Origin of the sequence: Streptomyces sp. NBC_00597 (assembly GCF_041431095.1) — a bacterium.
Lineage (GTDB): Bacteria > Actinomycetota > Actinomycetes > Streptomycetales > Streptomycetaceae > Streptomyces.
Genome location: NZ_CP107757.1, coordinates 3,420,818 through 3,436,986 on the forward strand (window position 1 = coordinate 3,420,818; position 16,169 = coordinate 3,436,986).

At 71.9% G+C, this 16,169-nt stretch carries 16 protein-coding genes and 1 tRNA gene; 9 read left to right on the forward strand and 8 right to left on the reverse strand.

Annotated features, from left to right (window positions below):
• Window positions 1-32: 32 nt before the first annotated feature.
• Entirely contained in the window at window positions 33-2,051 is a 2,019-nt protein-coding gene (locus tag OG974_RS15185; protein ID WP_327283232.1) for a bifunctional glycosyltransferase 87/phosphatase PAP2 family protein, read from the reverse strand.
• 120 nt (window positions 2,052-2,171) lie between these two features.
• On the opposite strand from OG974_RS15185, the gene OG974_RS15190 reads away from it, so the two are divergent.
• On the forward strand, window positions 2,172-2,504 hold the full coding sequence (locus tag OG974_RS15190) for an antibiotic biosynthesis monooxygenase (RefSeq protein WP_327283233.1): 333 nt from the start codon (window positions 2,172-2,174) through the stop codon (window positions 2,502-2,504).
• Between the two features lie 48 nt (window positions 2,505-2,552).
• On the opposite strand, the gene OG974_RS15195 is transcribed toward OG974_RS15190, so the two are convergent.
• A complete protein-coding gene (locus OG974_RS15195; RefSeq protein ID WP_327283234.1) occupies window positions 2,553-2,948 on the reverse strand; it encodes a nuclear transport factor 2 family protein in 396 nt (131 codons plus the stop codon).
• 106 nt (window positions 2,949-3,054) lie between these two features.
• Between OG974_RS15195 and OG974_RS15200 the strand changes: the two genes are divergently transcribed.
• Window positions 3,055-3,621 (forward strand): GNAT family N-acetyltransferase, encoded by a 567-nt coding sequence (locus OG974_RS15200; protein WP_328762622.1) that lies wholly within the window; start codon window positions 3,055-3,057, stop codon window positions 3,619-3,621.
• A 29-nt stretch (window positions 3,622-3,650) separates the two neighbouring features.
• Here OG974_RS15200 and OG974_RS15205 read toward each other — a convergent pair whose 3' ends face one another.
• The gene (locus OG974_RS15205; protein WP_371646826.1) at window positions 3,651-5,717 is read right to left on the reverse strand and encodes a DHA2 family efflux MFS transporter permease subunit; all 2,067 of its coding nucleotides are present in this window, start codon (window positions 5,715-5,717) and stop codon (window positions 3,651-3,653) included.
• Window positions 5,718-5,940: 223 nt separating this feature from the next.
• On the opposite strand from OG974_RS15205, the gene OG974_RS15210 reads away from it, so the two are divergent.
• Both OG974_RS15210 and OG974_RS15215 read left to right on the forward strand, forming a co-directional pair.
• Window positions 5,941-6,795 (forward strand): peptidoglycan-binding domain-containing protein, encoded by an 855-nt coding sequence (locus tag OG974_RS15210; protein ID WP_328762624.1) that lies wholly within the window; start codon window positions 5,941-5,943, stop codon window positions 6,793-6,795.
• 125 nt (window positions 6,796-6,920) lie between these two features.
• Complete coding sequence (locus OG974_RS15215; RefSeq protein ID WP_371643435.1) at window positions 6,921-7,604, forward strand: HAD-IA family hydrolase; 684 nt, start codon at window positions 6,921-6,923, stop codon at window positions 7,602-7,604.
• A gap of 62 nt (window positions 7,605-7,666) precedes the next feature.
• On the opposite strand, the gene OG974_RS15220 is transcribed toward OG974_RS15215, so the two are convergent.
• Window positions 7,667-8,287 carry a DUF664 domain-containing protein gene (locus tag OG974_RS15220; protein ID WP_371646828.1) on the reverse strand — a complete coding sequence of 207 codons (621 nt, stop codon included), beginning with the start codon at window positions 8,285-8,287 and terminating at the stop codon, window positions 7,667-7,669.
• 140 nt (window positions 8,288-8,427) lie between these two features.
• Window positions 8,428-9,021: a TMEM165/GDT1 family protein gene (locus OG974_RS15225; protein WP_327283240.1), complete on the reverse strand. Its 594-nt coding sequence runs from the start codon at window positions 9,019-9,021 to the stop codon at window positions 8,428-8,430.
• A gap of 557 nt (window positions 9,022-9,578) precedes the next feature.
• On the opposite strand from OG974_RS15225, the gene OG974_RS15230 reads away from it, so the two are divergent.
• From OG974_RS15230 to OG974_RS15245, 4 genes are all read left to right on the forward strand, one after another.
• On the forward strand, window positions 9,579-10,223 hold the full coding sequence (locus OG974_RS15230; RefSeq protein WP_327285636.1) for an HNH endonuclease family protein: 645 nt from the start codon (window positions 9,579-9,581) through the stop codon (window positions 10,221-10,223).
• Window positions 10,224-10,328: 105 nt separating this feature from the next.
• Window positions 10,329-11,996, forward strand: coding sequence for an alkaline phosphatase D family protein (locus OG974_RS15235; RefSeq protein ID WP_327283241.1), 1,668 nt, complete (start codon window positions 10,329-10,331; stop codon window positions 11,994-11,996).
• A 186-nt stretch (window positions 11,997-12,182) separates the two neighbouring features.
• Window positions 12,183-12,812: a VTT domain-containing protein gene (locus OG974_RS15240; protein ID WP_327283242.1), complete on the forward strand. Its 630-nt coding sequence runs from the start codon at window positions 12,183-12,185 to the stop codon at window positions 12,810-12,812.
• A gap of 187 nt (window positions 12,813-12,999) precedes the next feature.
• Window positions 13,000-13,509, forward strand: coding sequence for a hypothetical protein (locus OG974_RS15245; protein ID WP_327283243.1), 510 nt, complete (start codon window positions 13,000-13,002; stop codon window positions 13,507-13,509).
• A 7-nt stretch (window positions 13,510-13,516) separates the two neighbouring features.
• Here OG974_RS15245 and OG974_RS15250 read toward each other — a convergent pair whose 3' ends face one another.
• From OG974_RS15250 to OG974_RS15260, 3 genes are all read right to left on the reverse strand, one after another.
• Window positions 13,517-13,741, reverse strand: coding sequence for a DUF2277 domain-containing protein (locus OG974_RS15250; RefSeq protein ID WP_327283244.1), 225 nt, complete (start codon window positions 13,739-13,741; stop codon window positions 13,517-13,519).
• A gap of 15 nt (window positions 13,742-13,756) precedes the next feature.
• The gene (locus OG974_RS15255) at window positions 13,757-14,377 is read right to left on the reverse strand and encodes a hypothetical protein (protein WP_327283245.1); all 621 of its coding nucleotides are present in this window, start codon (window positions 14,375-14,377) and stop codon (window positions 13,757-13,759) included.
• A gap of 268 nt (window positions 14,378-14,645) precedes the next feature.
• Window positions 14,646-14,720, reverse strand: a tRNA-Val gene (locus OG974_RS15260).
• 105 nt (window positions 14,721-14,825) lie between these two features.
• On the opposite strand from OG974_RS15260, the gene OG974_RS15265 reads away from it, so the two are divergent.
• The gene (locus OG974_RS15265; protein ID WP_327283250.1) at window positions 14,826-16,064 is read left to right on the forward strand and encodes a hypothetical protein; all 1,239 of its coding nucleotides are present in this window, start codon (window positions 14,826-14,828) and stop codon (window positions 16,062-16,064) included.
• Window positions 16,065-16,169: the final 105 nt, after the last annotated feature.

Genomic DNA, 16,169 nt, shown 5'->3' on the forward strand with positions numbered 1-16,169 from the left:
CTGCTCAGGCCCGGCTGCTCAGGCCCGGCTGCTCAGGCCCGGCTGCGCGTGGCGGCGCCCAGCCGCTCCGACTCGCGCGGGTGCGGCACGCCCACCGCGTCCGGCAGCACGGCTCCGCGCGGCCCCGACAGTACGTGGACGAGCCCGAACCCGGCGCTGACGACGACCGCGCCGCCGACCGCGTCGAGCACCCAGTGGTTGGCGGTGGCGACGATCGCGCACACCGTGATCAGCGGGTGCAGCGCCCCGAGGACCTTCTGCCAGGCCTTCGGCGCCAGCGTGACGATCACGATCCCGCACCACAGCGACCAGCCGAAGTGCAGCGAGGGCATCGCCGCGTACTGGTTGGAGATCGCGGTCATCGCCCCGTACTGGGGGTTGGCCAGGTCCTGCGGCCCGTGCACGGTGTCGATGAAGCCGAGCGCCGGCATCAGTCGCGGCGGTGCCAGCGGGTACAGCCAGAAACCGATGAGCGCGAGGACGGTGGCCAGGCCCAGCGCGGCGCGGGCCCAGCGGTAGTCGCCGGGCCGGCGCCAGTACAGGACCGCCAGGATCGCCAGCGGCACCACGAAGTGGAACGACGTGTAGTAGAAGTTGAAGAACTTCTCCAGCCAAGCCGTGTTCACCACGGCGTGGTTGACGGCGTGCTCGATGTCGATGCCCAGCGCCCGCTCGGCGGCGTAGATCTGGCTCCCGTGGCCCTCGGCGAGGCTGCGACTGCTGGGCGCGGCGGCCCGGATGTGCGAGTACAGCGAGTACCCGACCCGTATCAGCAGCAGCTCCAGCAGCAGGTTGGGGCGCGACAGCACGCGCCGCCAGAACGGCATCAGCGGCACCCGCGACCACCGGGCGGCGGCAGGCCGGCCGTACTCCGTCGGGACGGGCTCGCGCCAGTACGGCGAGGAGCTCGGCAGGAACGGCACCGCGCAGGCCGCCGCCAGCGCGGCGAGCAGCAGCACGTTGTCGCGTACGGGGGCCAGCGCGGCCAGGTTGGGCAGCAGTACGTCGCTGGGCAGCGTCATGGCCAGTACGACGGCCACCGGCCACACGGGCCGGTCCGCCGCGCGCTCGCCGACCTTCCCGGCCACCGCGAGCAGCACCCACAGCAGCTGGTGGCGCCAGCCGGTCGGTGCCACGGCGACGGCGACGCAGCCGGTGACGGCGACGGCGAGCAGCAGCTGGCCGTCCCGGGCGTAGCGGGCCGCACGGCGCAGGCCCACCCACGTGATCGCGGCGGCGAGGGCCGCGTACAGCAGGACCTCGGCGGGCCCGTTCACCCCGAGCCGCAGCAGCGCGCCGTGCACGGACTGGTTGGCGAGGCCGTCGGGGGCGCCGCCGAGGCCGGTGCCGGCCAGGTGGTGGACCCAGTACGTCCAGGAGTCGCGCGGCAGGACCGCCCAGGACAGCGCGGTGGCTCCGGCGAACGTCACGGCCGCGGCCCCGGCGGTGGGGCGGCGGCCGGTGAGCCACAGCAGCGGCGCGAAGAGCAGCAGGGCCGGCTGGAGCGCGGCGGCGAGGCCGACGAGGAAGCCGGCCGGACGCTCGCCGGGCACCCGGAACACGGCCAGCAGCACCAGCAGCACGGGCAGGACGGCGGTCTGGCCCGGCGAGGCGGCGGCGCGGACGGGCAGCGACACCATCATCAGGCCGACGAGTACGGGCGCGGCGAGCAGCGCGGTGCGCCGCGGCACGGGGTCGGGCAGGCCGCGCGCGGCGACCAGCCCGACGGCTGCGACCAACAGCAGCGTCACGCAGGTCCAGGCCACCTCCAGCGGCGGCGCCGCGAGCCCGAGGAACGGCCTGAGGACCAGCCCGGCGAAGGGCGTCCCGGTGAACTGGCCGCTGTCGTACAGCGACCCGGGGAAGCTGTTGGGGATACGGAAGTCGGTGAGCCACTCGCCCGGTGGCATGCGCAGCGCGGCGGCGGCCTGTCTGACGGCGAGGACACCGGCCAGGGCCCACAGCAGGAAGCGTGCCGCCCCCAGTCTGCCGCTACCGCCTATGACCCCGGCATGTCCGTTCGCACCACTGTGCTCCGCCGCGTTAGCCACGCCTCGCCGGCCTCCCGCCCTGTTGACCGCAACCTTGACTTCGCCTGGCTGCCGCGTTTCATGCACCACGTCATTACCCGGGACGACGATATCCCCCACGGCATCCCTAGGATGGCGGGCATGAGCATCGTGAAGATCAATGCGCTGACCGTGCCCGCCGAGCAGCGGGAAGTCCTGGAGCAGCGGTTCGCCTCGCGGGCGGGCGCCGTGGAGGGTTCGGACGGGTTCGAGTGGTTCGAGCTGCTGCGTCCCGTGGAGGGGACGGACCAGTACCTCGTGTACACGCGGTGGCGGTCGGAAGAGGACTTCCAGGCGTGGATGGAAGGGCCCATGAAGGCCGCGCACCAGGGCGGCGGCGCGGGTGGGGGCGAGCGGCCCAAGCCGGCGGCCTCCGGGTCGGCGGTGTGGTCGTTCGAGGTCGTGCAGCAGGCGGCGCCGAAGCCGCAGGGCTGAGCGAGCGGGGGCGGGCTGGGCGGCGAGGAGGTTCTGACCGGTCGGGGCTCAGCCCCAGAAGGCGTCCTCCTCGTCGATGTCCTGCGTGCACTCGTCGATGTCGGTGATCTTCCCGCCGACGATCGTGAAGAACAAGCCTTCCTGGATCTCGATCCCGTGGTCGCCGCGGTCACCGCGCGCGGTGTGGAAGGACATGACGTGGCCGCGGCCGTCGACGAGCACCGCGTGCAGATCGACCTGGAAGGTGCCGTTCGTCTCCTCGCCGAACCGCCGGTACAGGTCGAGGACGGCTTCGCGGCCCTTGTGGTGCCCGGAGAGGGGATTGCTGCCGGGCACGTGGTGGATGACGTCCGCCGTCATCAGCGAGCCCAGCGTCTCCATGTCGCCCTTGCCGAAGGCCTCGTAGCCACGGCGGATCAGGGCAGCGTCAGGGTGCTCGGACATGGCGTTTCACGCCCTCCATCTGAGTGAAATGCGTCTTTTCCTATCATCGGCCCGTACCTGTGGATATTCCACGCGGCGAAATCCGCCCGGACTCCACAATGACGCCATGAACATCAACAGCACGAGCAGCAGCCCCACCACCGCCACCACCACAACCGGTACGGCAGCCGCACCCGCACCCGCACCCGCAGCGGTCGACTGGACCGTCGTCGCCGAACACTTCGCCACCGCCGACGCCACTGCGCTGCGCCGCGCTTACTACACCGAAGTCGCCAGCCGGTACTGGAAACGGCCCGCCACCGAAGCCGAGATCGACAAGGGCCTGCGGGACGACCCGGCCGACGAACTCGTCCCGCCGACTGGCCGGTTCGTGGTCGGCCGGCTCGACGGAACGCCACTGGCCTGCGGCGGCATACGGCTGCTCGACCCGGTCACCGCCGAACTCACCAGGGTGTACGTGGACCCGCGCGCCCGCGGCACCGGCGGCGGGGCGGCGCTGCTCACGGCCCTGGAAGACGAGGCCCGCGCGCTGGGCGCCGAGCGGGTCCGACTCGACACCCGGTCGGACCTGGTGGAGGCCCGGGCCTTGTACGCGCGGCACGGGTACGCGGAAATACCGGCGTACAAAACGGGCCCGTACGCGGAGCACTGGTTCGAGAAGCCCCTGGCCTGACATCGGCCGGGCGCGCCCGGCACCCGGGGTCAGGGCGCGGCGTGGTCGCGGCGCGCCTCGGCGTCGTAAGGCTCTTCGGCGTCGGATCCGCAGAGTTCCGCGTTGATCTCCTTGACCAGCTTGACCAGGTCGGTCGGCCGGTCCGGGCCCCACCAGTCGCCGAGCAGTTCGGCGAGCGAGTCCTCGCGGGCCTCCGCCAGCTTCCCGGCGGCCTCCCGGCCGCTCGGGGTCATGACCAGCGGCAGTCCGTCCCGTACGGCGAGGCCGCGTTCTTCGAGCTGGCGGGCGGCGTCCGTGATCACCTTCACCGGCACGGTGGTCCGTTCCGCGAGCATCGCCGGCTCGGCCGAGCCGTACTTCTTGATCCGCAGCAGCAGCCAGCTCGCCGCGGGCAGCAGGTCGAGGCCGGCCCTCTCGGTGATCTTCTCGTAGACGTGTCGGCGGCCCTCACGGGTCCCGAGGACCGTCAGCGCGCGGGCGACCTCGTCGCGGGAGGACCGGTGGACGGGGTTGGAGGCGAGGGTCTCGGTGACGTCGGGGGCGGTGACCGATCCGCGCAGGACGTCCTCCTTGAGGAACCAGGCGATGACGAAGGCGACGAGGACGACGGGCACGGCGTAGAGGAACACGTCGGTGATGGAGGCGGCGTACGCGTCGAGCACGCGGGGCCGCACCTCGGCGGGCAGCCGTCCGATGGCCCGCGGGTCGGCCTCCACCAGCGCTGCCGAACCGGGCGGCAGCGGCAGCCCGGCGAAGGCGGTGGCGAGCTTGCTGTCGAGGCGGTTGGTGAAGACCGTCCCGAAGATCGCGACGCCGAAGGAGGCGCCGATGGAGCGGAAGAAGGTAGCGCCGGAGGTGGCCACGCCGAGGTCGGCGTAGCTGACGGCGTTCTGCACGACCAGCACGAGCACCTGCATGACCAGACCCAGTCCGGTACCGAAGACGAAGAAGTAGATGCTCATCTCCCAGGTACCGCTGGTGCGCTCCAACTGGTGCAGCAGGAGCAGCCCGACGGCCGTCACGGCGGTCCCCGCGATCGGGAAGACCTTCCACCGTCCGGTGCGGCTGACGATCTGCCCGGAGACGGTGGAGGCGATCAGCATGCCGAGCACCATCGGCAGCATGTGGACGCCGGACATGGTGGGCGAGACGCCCTGGACCACTTGGAGGAAGGTCGGCAGGTAGACCATCGCACCGAACATCGCGAACCCGATGACGAAGCTGATCACCGAGCAGAGGGTGAAGGTGCGGATCCGGAACAGCCCCAGTGGCAGGACGGGTTCGACGGCCCGCCGCTCCACGAGGAGGAAGACGGCCAGCAGTGCGGCGCCGAGGACAGCCAGGCCGATGATGCGGGCCGAGCCCCAGCCCCAGGTGCCGCCGAGGGAGGCGACGAGTACGAGGCAGGTGGCGACGCAGGCGATGAGGAACGTGCCGAGGTAGTCGATGGTGTGCTTCGAGCGGCGCACGGGGATGTGCAGGACCGCGGCGATGACGACGAGCGCGACGAGCCCGATGGGGAGGTTGATGTAGAAGACCCAGCGCCAGGACAGGTTGTCGACGAACAGGCCGCCCAGCAGCGGTCCGAGGACGCTGGTCGCGCCGAAGACGGCACCGAAGAGGCCTTGGTATTTGCCGCGCTCGCGGGGCGGGACGATGTCGCCGACGATCGCCATCGACAACACGATCAGTCCGCCGCCACCGAGGCCCTGCAAGGCGCGGAAGCCGATGAGCTGTGGCATGTCCTGGGCGAGCCCGCACAGGGCCGATCCGATGAGGAAGAGCACGATGGCGCCCTGGAACAGCTTCTTGCGTCCGTATTGGTCGCCGAGCTTGCCCCACAGGGGTGTGGCGGCGGTGGAGGCCAGCATGTAGGCGGTGACGACCCAGGACAGGTGCGCCATCCCGCCGAGCTCGCTGACGATCGTCGGTAGTGCGGTGGAGACGATCGTCTGGTCGAGGGCGGCGATCAGCAAGCCGAGCAGCAGGGCGCCGATGGAGACGAGGACCTCACGGGTGGCGTGTTCTGCGGTGGGGCCGGACTGGTGCGGATCGGGGACGGGGTTCGCCGCGTCCGCGGTCACTTCCTGAGCCATCCGCTCCTCCTCGGGCCGGATCAACATGTCCATCCTGAGCGGTGTGGCCGGTTATGGCCTCTCGGGCGGGTTGGGCGGACCCCTGCGGGTCTGCATAATCGCTGGCAATGGCCAGGGAGGGATTCCAGTGAGCGCTGAGCGCTGTCCAGAATGCGGCGCCGTGGGCGTCGACTGCGGGTGTGTGCCGGGGGGCGGTTTCGAGCCACTGCGCATCCGTCCGTACGTGACGCTGCCCGACCCGCGCCACTCCGACGGGCCGCCGCTGTCGCCGCAGCCGGTGCACGGCGTGGTGTCCGGACCGGCGCAGGGGTACACCCACCCCGGCGCGACGCCGTCGGGGGACGACACCCCTGCGTACGGCATACCCGCGGCCTGGCCGGACGCCCCGCCGCAGGCACTCTGGCCGGCCGAGACGGTCCAGCTCCGGGCAGCCACCCCGGCAGCCGACGGCAGACACGAAAACGGGGGCGGGGGGAGGGGAGGGGGAGGGGGCCCCACGAAGCGGTCCGGCGGCTCCCGTCGACGCCGGCTCCCGACGGTCCTGGCCGGTGCCGGCACGGTGGTCGCGGTCGGCACCGCGGCCCTGGCGCTGGGGCTGCTCCCGCATTCCGGTGGCAGCGACACCGTGCTGTTGGACGCGAAGCCGTCCGCGCCCGCCGTGGACGTGGCTCCGGCCGGTCCGACGCAGCCGTCCTCCACGGTCAGCCCGTCCCGCTCGGCCTCCGCTTCGGGTTCGCCGTCACCGAGCCCCTCGAAGTCGGCGTCCCGTTCCGCCTCCCCCAGCGCCTCCCGCAGCTCGACGCCCCCGTCCCCCACCCCGTCGGCTAGCGCGAGCCGCACGCCGAGCGCCCCGGCGCCGCCGCAGGCTCCGACGTTGAGGTACGGGGATTCGGGCCCGGAGGTGGAAAAGATGCAGCGGCTCCTGACGGGTCAGGGCCTGTACAGGGGCCGGGTCAGCGGCAAGTTCGACGACCGTACGGAGAACGCGGTCTCGGAGTTCCAGTGGCGCAACAACATCGACGAGGACTGGGGCGTCTACGGTCCGCTGACCCGGCGGGCCCTGGAGGGCACGGGCTGACCACCCCCGGGTAGCGCGAACCGCCCCCGGTTTTGTATCGTGGAGGAACAAAGTGGTTCCGCCCGCATTCCCTGACCGGTGGGCGGAACCGCTTGTTCTCTTTTCCCGCGTCTGGAGCACCTCCCATGCCGGCCAGCACCACCACCGCGCCCGTCGTCCTGACCGCCAAGGCCCTGCTCCTGGACATGGACGGCACCATCGTCAACTCCGACGCGGTGGTCGAGCGCTGCTGGCGCGACTGGGCCGTGTCCCACGGGCTGGATCCGCAGGAAGCCCTGAAGGTGGTCCACGGCCGACAGGGCTACGCCACGATGGCCATCCTGCTGCCGGAGCGCCCGATGGAGCTCAATTACGCCGAGAACTCCGTGATGCTCGCCCGCGAGACCGCCGACACCGACGGCGTGGTCCCGGTCCGCGGGGCCGCAGTTTTCATGGCGGCGATCGCGGACCTGCCGCACGCCCTGGTCACCTCCGCCGACGCCACCCTGGCCACGGCCCGGATGACGGCCGCCGGCCTGCCCATGCCCGAGGTACGGGTCACGGCCGAGTCCGTACGGGCCAGCAAGCCCGACCCGGAGGGCTTCCTCAAGGGCGCCGCCGAACTCGGCGTGGACCCCGCCGACTGCATCGTCTTCGAGGACTCGGCGGCGGGCATCGCCGCGGGCCGGGCCGCGGGCATGCGCGTGATCGGCATCGGCCCCAGGGCCGCAGCCCACGCCCCGACGGCCCACACCCCCGACCTGACCTCGATCCGGGTCACCACCACCCCGGGCGGCTCGATCCACCTCACCCTGACACCGGACGCCTGACCGGGGCGGGGCCGGCGCCGGCGCCCGCCGGCCCGGGAGGGAAGCACCCGGAGGACACCGCGTCAACGCCCACCGACCCGGCCCGGAAACCACAGCCGGAACGCCGGGGGCGGCACGTTCCAACGCTCCGCCCAGGAAGCAGGCCGGGACCTCCGGGGGGCTGAGCCGAGCGGTGTCGGCGGGGTCAGCCGGGATACCGGGGCAGGGTCTGAGTCGAGCGGTGTCGATGACATCAGCCGGGATACCGGGGCGGGGTCTGAGTCGAGCGGTGTCGGGAGAGTGTGCGGGGGCGTCCCGTCAGTCCACTGTCCTTCCGTGCCGTGCCGGCCCGTCAAGGGCGCTCTCTTCGTTCGCGTCGCTTCGCGATGTCGCTGCGCTCCACCCTTGACTGCCCGTCCCGTCCCGGAATGCCAAAGACCGTCGGGAAGCCCCCGAAGTCGTACGTCCTCGCCGGCCATCACCTGGCGGAACCAGTACTGCTCCACCCCTGCCAGGTTCCGTACGAGCCCCAGTAGTGACGGGTTCGACGGCTCCACCGAGCGGCGCGCCATCACCTCGGCGTCGAGCCCGGCGCATTTCAGTTCCAGCGTCAGCCGCTGATCGCGCAGGTAGCCGGCGAGGACGGCGCGTTCGCCCTTGAAGCCGCCGTCGGTGCGGGTGTCCTGGTCGGGGTGGACGAACATGTTGGACCGGCGGAAGCGCCGTTCCGCCTCGGGCGCGGGCGCAGAGTCAGCAAGGTCAGCAGAGTCATCGGTGGCGTGCACGCCCGCGAGCGCGACCCGTACGTACGTACGCGGCCCGGCAACGAAATATCCCGGCGCCGTCAGCCCGCGATCGCCTCGTACAGCGAGAACGCGGCAAGTGCCGCCATCACGCCCGCCGCGACCTTCGTGATCAGGCGCAGCGGTACGTACTTCATGAGGGTCTTGCCGCCGAGGATTCCGATGCCCGCGACCGCCCAAAGGGCGAGGACGGCGCCGATGCCTACGGAGAAGGGGTTGTCGTAGCGTGCGGCGAGGTTCGCGGTCATGATCTGGGTCAGGTCGCCGAATTCGGCAACCAGGATCAGCATGAATCCGGCCCCGGAGACCTTCCAGAAGGACTGGTCGGCGGGTGCCTTGACCTCGTCGTCCTCGTCACTCTTCTTCAGGAGCAGCATGGCCGCGCCCGCGAGGAAGAGGACTCCGACGACGGCCTGGACGAGCCGGTGCGGGAGGAGGGTGAGCACGCTGCCCGCGGCGATGGCGAGTGCGACGTGTACGGCGAAGGCGGCGGCAACGCCGGCGAAGACGTACGAGGCGCGGTAGCGGGTGCCGAGCATCAGGCCGGCGAGGGCGGTCTTGTCGGGGAGTTCGGCGAGGAAGACGACTCCGAAGGCGATCGCCGTGACGGTGATGCTGAAGGTGGTGCTGAACACGGGGGTGGAACCTCAATCGGTCGGGCAGGACGCCATCGGTACCGAGAGACCTGGGGTGTTTCAGGGGTCGCTTCGGCTCGGCGGCGCCCTGGATTGGAGCAGGACACTGCGGCCGAAGGTCTCGCTGGCCGGCCGCTGTGTGCGGCTTGCCTCCGGGCGCCGGCTGGGGTGACCCAGCAGTATGTCGACGGTCCGGCGAAGAGCTACTCCCCTTCTGCACTCCTCAGGGTACGGGACGGCCACGGCGGCCTGGAATAGGCCTTTGGTCCCTGCGTGGTCCGGCGCGTCGGCCCCGTCTGGTCCCGGCCCGCCCGCTCCGGCCGGGTCTCGCCGCCACTTCGGTCGGGCGTCGCCGCACCCCGGCTCATACGGATGCACAACTTCCGTTTAATTCAGGGAAGTTGGCTACCTACGTCTGACGTGCTCATGTCGCAAGCCTGTAACCTTGCGCCCGCCGCCACGCAATCTGGCGCCGCCACCATGGCCGCGCCCCTCCGGGGCCGACCGGCCACATCCCCCCGCATCCAGGGAGCCCCCTCATGGCCCTCAAGACCCTCATACCCGCTGTCTACGCGCGTCGAATTGGCGTGATCGCGTCAGCAGGCACGCTCGCCGCCCTCACCTCCCTCGTGAACGCGCCCCTCGCCCAGGCCTCCCCGCCCGCCCCCATCAGCGCCGCGGCCGCCCGCTCCTACCTCGCCACGGTCACCCCGAAGACCGAGGGCTCCCTCAGCGGCTACAGCCGCAGCCTCTTCCCCCACTGGATCACCGTCTCCGGCAGCTGCAACACGCGCGAGACCGTCCTGAAGCGCGACGGCGTCGGCGTCGTCACCGACTCCTCCTGCGCCTCCGTGAGCGGCAGCTGGTACTCCGAGTACGACGGCGCCACCTGGACCAACGCGGCCGACCTCGACATCGACCACGTCGTACCGCTCGCCGAGGCATGGCGCTCCGGGGCCGCGTCCTGGACCACCGCCAAGCGCCAGCAGTTCGCCAACGACCTCACCCGTCCGCAGCTCATCGCGGTCACCGACAACGTCAACCAGGCCAAGGGCGACCAGGACCCGGGCAAGTGGCTCCCGTCGCGGACCGCCTACCGCTGCACGTACGCCCGGATGTGGGTGGACGTGAAGCAGTACTGGGGTCTGAGCATGGACTCCGGCGAGAAGACGGCCCTGGTCAACATCCTCAACGGCTGCTGACGGGCCCGCCGACGGTTCACCCGGCCTTTCCCCCGCCAGGGGGAGGCCACGCTCCCCCTCCCCGTCGTACCGTGATCGAAGGGGCTATGGAGGAGGGGGAGTTGCATGGCCGGATTGCGTCTGGGGCCACTGCTTCGCTACGTCGACTGGGACACGGGCGGTTCGGCCACGATATGGGTCGAGGCCGACCGGCCGTGTACAGCTGAAGTACGGTGCGCCGACGGAGCCGGCGGCAGCGTGCGCACCTTCCAGGTGGCTGGGCACCACTACGCGCTGGTACCGGTGACCGGCCTGACCTCGGGGCGCACCACGGCGTACGAGGTGTTGCTCGACGGCGTGCGCGTCTGGCCCCTGGCGGGCTCGGCGTTCCCGGCGAGCACGATCAGCACGCCTGCCGTCGCGGCGGCCGGGCGGGCCGCCCCGGGGCTGCGGGTGACGTTCGGGTCGTGTCGGCAGGCTGCGCCGCCGGCTGGCCGGCACGGGCCGCACGGTCCGGATGCGCTCGACACGCTGGCGTCGCGGCTGGCCTCCGATCCGGATGAGGTGCGGCCGGATGTGCTCCTGCTGCTGGGTGACCAGGTGTACGCGGACCAACTGTCGCAGGAGACCAGACAGTGGCTGGCGGCCCGGCGGGATCTGCGGGATGCTCCTGGCGCGCAGGTCGCGGACTACGAGGAGTACACCCGCCTCTATGACGAGTCCTGGCTCGACCCGGAGATCCGCTGGCTGTTGTCCACGGTCCCCAGTCTGCAGATGTTCGATGACCACGATGTCGTGGACGACTGGAACACCAGCGCGGCGTGGCTGGCGGAGATGCGGGCGACGCCATGGTGGCAGGAGCGGGTGCTCAGCGGGCTGATGTCGTACTGGGTGTACCAGCACCTGGGGAATCTGTCACCGGCCGAGCTCGCGGCCGATGCGGTGTACGCGGCGGTGCGTGAGGGTCCGGACGGTACGGATGCGCTGCGGGCGTTCGCCGCCGCGGCGGATGCCGATCCGGGGTCGGTGCGCTGGAGCTACCGGCGTGACTTCGGGCGGTCGCGGCTGCTGATGGTGGATACGCGGGCGGCGCGGGTGCTGGCCGAGGGCGGGCGGGCGATGCTCGATCCGGCGGAGCAGGAGTGGCTGCGCGACAACGCCCTCGCGGGGCACGGTGGTTATGACCATCTCTTGATCGGGTCGTCGTTGCCGTGGCTGATGCCGCCGTTGATCCATGACGCGGAGGTGTGGGATGCCGCACTGTGCCGTGGGGAGCGGGGGCCGTGGTGGGCGCAGATCGGGGAGGACCTGCGGCGGCGCAGCGATCTGGAGCACTGGGCTGCGTTTCCGGCCTCGTTCGCGGCGTTGAGTGATCTGATCGAGGAGGTGGGGACGGGGCCGCGGGCGCCAGCGACGGTGTGCGTGCTGTCGGGGGACGTGCATCACGCGTATGTGGCCGAGCCTCGAATACCCAGTACGGCGCGGGTGTTCCAGTTGACGTGCTCGCCGGTGCACAACTCGATCCACATGGTGGTGAAGTGGGGTTTCCGGCTGGGTTGGTCGCGGGCGGGGCGGTGGCTGGGGCGCGGGTTCTCGCGGCACGGGCGGACGGGTCGGCCGCCGTTGAGCTGGCGGCGTACGGGTGGGCCGTGGTTCGGGAACCAGCTGATGACGTTGGCGCTGGCGGGGCGGTCGGCCCGGCTTCGGCTGGACCAGGCGCGCCGGGGGCGGAAGGGGGGTGCGGCTGCCCGGTTGGTGACGGTGTTGGACCGGGAGCTGACGGCTGCGGATTGAGGGCTGCGGAATTGGCGGAGCGCACGGGCGGCCCGGGCTGACACACTGTGGGCCCGGGCCGCCCCGGGCATACGGTGTGCCAACGCCAGGCGTACGCTGTATGGCTGTCAAGCCGCCCCTGCCGCTCCCCCGCGACGTCGCGGCGCTTCATGCCGAAGCACGTCCATCGGACTGGGGAGTCCCGCTGTGTTTGAGACTCTGGGGTCGCTGACCGCGAGCCCATGGATCTATGCCGTGGTGGCGCTGTCCGTCGTGCTCGACGTCTTCTTGCCGGTGCTGCCGAGCGGGGTTCTGGTGATCACTGCTGCGGCGGCTGCGGCGGCTGCTGGTGCGGCGGGTCCGGTGGGGGTGCCTGCTCAGGTGCCGGACATTCTGGCGCTGCTGGTGATCGCCACGACGTCGTCGGTGCTGGGTGACATGGCCGCGTTCCGGCTGGCTCGGCGTGGCGGGGCCCGGCTGGACCGTGCGATCGCCCGGTCCCGTCGGCTGACTCGCGCCCATGAACGTCTGGGGACGGCTTTGGCGCGTGGCGGCGGTGCTCTGGTGGTGATCGCCCGCTTCGCCCCGGCCGGCCGTTCGGTGGTGTCGCTGGGCGCGGGTAAGACGCACCGCAAGGTGATGGAGTTCCTGCCGTGGTCGGTGCTGGCGGGCATGGCTTGGGCCGGGTACAGCGTGGCTCTGGGGTATTTCGGTACGCAGTGGCTCGGCGCGACGTGGCTGGGCACAGCAGTGTCGGTGGTCGCGCTGTTCGCGGCGGGGGCCTTGGCGGCCTTCGTCATCCGCCGGCCGGCCCCGACGGCGGCTTCGGCGGCGTAGCCGCGCGTCCCCGGCCCAGCCACCTGTCCGGTTCCCCCGGGCGGAGCAGCGGCTCACCCGTTCACCCGGCACCGTTCGCCGCCCGGGGCTCGGGCTCCTAGCGTCCACAGCACGGCGCGCAAAACCGAATCCGCGTCACATCCGTGCCCTGGCCGCATCGTTTCGAGGAGCCCGAGGAGTTTTCTCCATGCCCGCCAAGCCGCTCGCCCAGCCGTCGAACCGCCGTCTCCTGGCAAGGGTCGCGGCCGCGTCCCTCGTCCTCGCCGCGGCCTCGCCCATCACGCTCGCCCACGCCGCTTCCCCCTCTGCCGGCGTTTCCCCCACGGCCGTGGCCCCCGGCGGCCGTGTCAGCTTGAACATCGCCGGCTGTGGGACGAAGACCGGCGTGGCCTCGTCGTCCGCCTTTGGCGAGGTACGGCTGACCCCCGGCAACCTCGAAGCCAGCAACCTCTTCGGCAGCGCCACCGTCAACGGCAACGCCACCGCGGGGGCGTACTCCGTCACCTTCGAGTGCGGGGGCTCCGGCGGACAGCGGGTCACCGTATCCCTGCAGGTCACTCCTGGTGCGGCGCGCGGCGGGCTGGGCGGCAGCGTCGGCGTGATGAGCCCCGGCCAGATCGCCTTGGGCGGCGCTCTGGCCGCGGGCGGGCTCGGCACCGGCATCTGGGTGCTGCGCCGCCGTTCCCGTATGACCTGAGCGCTGCCTATGCGGTGGCGACCGCGCCTCTGACCTGTAGTCCGTCCAGCAGGTCACGCGTGGCTTCGGCGATCGCGTCCACGGCGGCGTCGAAGACCTCTTGGTTGTGCGCGGCGGGCGCCCGGAACCCGGAGACCTTCCGTACGTATTGCAGGGCAGCGGCGCGCATCTCCTCCTCGGTAGCCTTCGCGGGGATGGCGGGCGGGCGCAGCGTCTTAATGGATCGGCACATACCCCCACTATGGCGCTACCGGGGTAGCTCGGCCCCGGACAGTTTCATGATCAAACCTGCTTGGAGCCGTGCCCGTAGCTCGGGGTCCGCCACCTCGTCGAGCAGCTCGACGGCCCGCTGCATGGCGGTGGCCGCCCGCCGGTCCTCGCGCAGGGAGGCCGTCTGCGCGGCCATGTGCCGCAGTGCGACGTCGGCCCGGCGGTGGAACAGCTGCCCGATGAGGGTGACGACGAGCCCCACCGAGCTGGTGACCACCCCGAGGTACAGGTCCCCGGTGCTCTCGGCCTTCCACACCGCGAGCGCCACCCCGAGCAGCAGGATGGCCGCGCCCGCCCCGGCGAACAGCTGACTGGTGACGAAGCTGCTGCGTGCTTGTGTCAGCCCGTACGCGTAGTACTCCACGAGCACGGACGTGAACTCGGCGTCCCCGTGCCCCTCCCGCCCGGCCGGTGTCCGCCCGACATCGGCGTACTTCGGGTCCCCCGCGGCCGGCGCGGCCTCTGCCACCTGCGCGAGCAGCCGCTCCCGCTCGGCATCCCGGCGCTGCTCGAAGCCGCGTATCTCCCTCCCCCACCCGACCAGGACCGCGCCGGCCAGCACGACCGCCACCCCGCCCGCTGCAAGCCACTCCCCCATTCCCGCCCCATCCCCCGCCCGGCACCCCTCAAACCCCGACGGCGCAGGGGGGAAGCCGGCGATGCGTGCCAGCCGTTCCCGGCGATCGCGCCTACACGTCGTGTACGCCCACGTCGCCCAGGACACCCAGGACACCCAGGACACCCAGCGCATGGCGATGGGGCACAAGGACCGGCCGCTGCACCGCCGGCAGCCGGCCGAGTGGGCGACTGCCGTCGCCCGTAACCGTCAAAGGCCCCCAACCGTGACCGGTTGGGGGCCTTCGTGCTGGTGGGCGTGGACGGTTTCGAACCGCCGACATCTGCTTTGTAAGAGCAGCGCTCTACCCCTGAGCTACACACCCGTGGATGAGTGGACAGCCTACATGGCGGGCGCACCCCCCACGCAAACCCGTTCCCGTGGGAGAGAATGGACCGGGGCATGGCGGAGGCGGTACGGGAGAGGGATTGTGACGACGGCATCCCGGCGGTGGTTCGGTGGGCGGGACGAGAGTCGGCGGGCGGATGCGCAGGCGGCGAAGGATGCCGCCGCGGCCGCGTTCTACGAGTTGGATACCGCCCAGCGGGATCTGCGGATCTCCATGGAGACCATCGCGGCCGCCGACGGGTCTCCCGCGGCGCGGCAGGCCGGGGAGGGGTTCGCCGCACTGGGGCAGCGGATCGACCAGGTCAGCCACGTGTACATCGATGCCGTCGATGCGCATGACCTCGACCGGGTGGATCTGGAGGGGTCCGTCGCCGCGCGGGCGCAGGAGCAGCTGACGCGGGCGCGGGACGAGCTCGTGCGGGTCAAGGGTGAGCTGGACCGGTTCGCGCAAGGACTGCAGCCGCTGCTGGACAAGGCCGAGACGCAGTTGGCCCGGGTGGCGCCGGCCCGGGAGCGGGCCAGGGCCGCGCTGCTCGCCGCGAGTACGGCGCTGGACGACGTGCGGGGCAAGGGGATGCGGGCCGACGAGTTCGCGGCGCGGCTGGCCGCGCTGGGGCCGGAGCTGACCCTGCTGAACCAGGGCGCCGCGCAGCACGGGGTGCAGGAGACCGTCCAGCGCGCGGACCGGATCCTGCGGGACGCGGAGGCGATACGGGCCGAGGTGGCGCGGCTCCCGGAGCGGGCCGCGGAGATCGACCGGCGTCTGGTGAGTCTGCGGACCCGGGCTCAGGCGCTGCGCAACCGGGCGGACCGGGTGGATCCGGTCCTCAGTGAGCTGCGCCGGCGGTTCAGTGCCGCGTGCTGGCAGGACCTGCAGCAGGTTCCCGATCAGGCCGTACGGGACGTGGCGCGGGCCGAGGAGCAGCTGGCGGAGGCCGCGCGGGCGCGGGAGGAGCAGCGCTGGGCCGATGTCGGGGCGCTGGTCGAGTCGGTGCGGGGTGCGCTGGATGCCACCGATGAGGCGGTGTCGGCGGCGCAGGACCGGCTGTCGCGGCTGGAGGCGGTCGCGCGGGATCCGCAGGCGGAGGTGCAGCGGACCCGGTTCGCGATCCGGGATGCGCAACGGCTGGCGATGGAGGGGCGCAGTGTGCCCGATCCGCGGCACGCGGGGCCGCTGGACGGGGCGGTGGCGCGGATGGAGCGGGCGCTCGCCGGGCTGGAGGAGCGGCATCCGGACTACTGGCATTTCCTTCAGGAGATGGAGCAGGTGCGGGCCGATGTGGCGCGGGTCGTTGCCGATATCCGGGGGCGGCGCGCGTAGGTCCGGTCCGCGGAGGGCCGCCCGCGGGGTCACCGGCGCCCGTCGCGGGCGCGGCGGGCGGAGCGCGGCGGGCGGAGCGCGGCGGGCGGAGCGCGGCGGGCGGAG

Excerpts from the sequence above, each read along its gene's own strand:
- OG974_RS15215 (WP_371643435.1), top strand. The coding sequence starts at position 6,921 with ATGCCGGCCAGCACCACCACCGCGCCCGTCGTCCTGACCGCCAAGGCC.
- OG974_RS15195 (WP_327283234.1), bottom strand. The coding sequence starts at position 2,948 with ATGTCCGAGCACCCTGACGCTGCCCTGATCCGCCGTGGCTACGAGGCC.
- OG974_RS15250 (WP_327283244.1), bottom strand. The coding sequence starts at position 13,741 with ATGTGCCGATCCATTAAGACGCTGCGCCCGCCCGCCATCCCCGCGAAG.
- OG974_RS15220 (WP_371646828.1), bottom strand. The coding sequence starts at position 8,287 with ATGTTCGTCCACCCCGACCAGGACACCCGCACCGACGGCGGCTTCAAG.
- OG974_RS15200 (WP_328762622.1), top strand. The coding sequence starts at position 3,055 with ATGAACATCAACAGCACGAGCAGCAGCCCCACCACCGCCACCACCACA.
- OG974_RS15245 (WP_327283243.1), top strand. The coding sequence starts at position 13,000 with ATGCCCGCCAAGCCGCTCGCCCAGCCGTCGAACCGCCGTCTCCTGGCA.
- OG974_RS15255 (WP_327283245.1), bottom strand. The coding sequence starts at position 14,377 with ATGGGGGAGTGGCTTGCAGCGGGCGGGGTGGCGGTCGTGCTGGCCGGC.
- OG974_RS15235 (WP_327283241.1), top strand. The coding sequence starts at position 10,329 with ATGGCCGGATTGCGTCTGGGGCCACTGCTTCGCTACGTCGACTGGGAC.
- OG974_RS15205 (WP_371646826.1), bottom strand. The coding sequence starts at position 5,717 with ATGGCTCAGGAAGTGACCGCGGACGCGGCGAACCCCGTCCCCGATCCG.
- OG974_RS15190 (WP_327283233.1), top strand. The coding sequence starts at position 2,172 with ATGAGCATCGTGAAGATCAATGCGCTGACCGTGCCCGCCGAGCAGCGG.